The organism is Pseudomonas jilinensis (assembly GCF_003586265.1).
Taxonomy (GTDB): Bacteria; Pseudomonadota; Gammaproteobacteria; order Pseudomonadales; family Pseudomonadaceae; genus Halopseudomonas; species Halopseudomonas phragmitis.
The window spans coordinates 1-651 of sequence record NZ_QJSA01000049.1; the positions used below are offsets into that span (position 1 = coordinate 1).

Sequence of the window (651 nt, forward strand, 5' to 3'; positions counted from 1 at the left end):
AAGTACACCGAACTCAAGGCCACTTGGATCAAGTTGTGAGGTTTGCCATGCAATTGAACAATCCGCGTCTGTTTCGTCAGTTGGCCTACATCGATGGGCAATGGAGTGAGGCCGACAATGGTCAGCTGCTCGCCGTACGTAACCCAGCTAACGCCGAGCTGCTGGGCCAGGTGCCGCGGATGGGTCGCGCGGAGACCCGGCGGGCCATTGCCGCCGCTGAGCGGGCGCTGCCGGGCTGGCGTGCGTTGACGGCCAAGGAGAGGGCCTCCCGGCTGCGGCGCTGGTATGAACTGATGCTGGCCAACCAGGATGACCTGGCCCGGCTGATGACCCTGGAGCAGGGTAAGCCGCTGGCTGAGGCCAGGGGCGAAGTCGGTTATGCGGCCTCCTTCCTCGAATGGTTTGCCGAGGAAGCCAAGCGGGTCTACGGCGATACCATTCCCGGGCACCAGCACGACAAGCGGATTTTAGTGCTCAAGCAACCGATCGGGGTGACGGCGGCGATCACGCCGTGGAACTTCCCCAGTGCCATGATTACCCGCAAGGTCGGGCCAGCGCTGGCGGCCGGTTGCACCATGGTGCTGAAACCGGCGTCGCAAACTCCGTTCTCGGCCCTGGCGCTGGCCGAGCTGGCCGAGCAGGCCGGGATTC

The 651-nt window shown here is 64.4% G+C and carries 1 protein-coding gene; it reads left to right on the top strand.

The window, feature by feature from the left end; genetic code table 11:
* Window positions 1–47: 47 nt before the first annotated feature.
* Window positions 48–651 (top strand): aldehyde dehydrogenase family protein (locus C2846_RS18495; protein ID WP_119702194.1); only part of this gene is annotated, 604 nt, incomplete at its 3' end.